This is a genomic window from Candidatus Symbiopectobacterium sp. NZEC135 (assembly GCF_025962695.1).
On sequence record NZ_JAGFPF010000933.1, the window covers coordinates 1 to 832 of the forward strand.

Sequence of the window (832 nt, forward strand, 5' to 3'; positions counted from 1 at the left end):
GAACATTCTCTGCCAGTAAAGCCCCATGGCCTCAGCATGGAGGAAGCCGCCGCCCTTCCACTGGTGGGCCTGACAGCTTGGCAGACGTTGGTGGAGACCGCGAAGCTAAAGAAAGGCCAAAAGGTGCTTATCCATGCGGGTTCCGGCGGCGTAGGTACCATTGCCATTCAGCTTGCCAAACATCTGGGCGCTTTCGTTGCCACCACCACCAGTACGCGTAATCTGGCATGGGTGAAGGCGTTAGGGGCGGATGTGGTGATTGACTACCACAAACAGGATTTTGCCACTGTCTTGCATGACTATGATGTGGTGCTCAACAGCCTTGGCAATGAGACCCTGCAGAAATCGCTACGGGTACTAAAACCCGGAGGCCAGCTTATCTCGATCTCTGGACCGCCCGATCTTGCGTTTGCCATAGAGCAAGGGCTGCCCTGGTGGCTACAGCAGGTCATACGGCTTCTCAGTTACCGTATCCGAAAGAAAGCGGCACGTTTGGGTATCAGCTATCGGTTTGTCTTTATGCGCGCCCACGCAGAGCAACTGTGCGAGATAGGTGCCCTGATTGAGTCCGGCGCAATCAAGCCGATTATTGATCGGGTATTTCCATTTGATATGACAGCAGACGCTTTGGCTTACGTCGAAACAGGGAGAGCGAAAGGTAAAGTTGTCATCAGCATGAAATAGCGTTGCTGTCGCGCTTCGCTCGGCTCGAACCTGAGCGCAGCGTCTTACCAGCCCGACAGGCGCGCATGAAAATGTGAATACGGTGAATTTCAGGAGGATATCTAAGAAATGGTGGGTCGTGCAGGATTCGAACCTGCGACCAATTGAT

At 53.7% G+C, this 832-nt stretch carries 1 protein-coding gene; it reads left to right on the forward strand.

What is annotated here, in order from left to right:
- Positions 1-684 (forward strand): NADP-dependent oxidoreductase (locus J5224_RS31545; protein ID WP_264628923.1); only part of this gene is annotated, 684 nt, incomplete at its 5' end.
- Positions 685-832 lie beyond the last annotated feature (148 nt).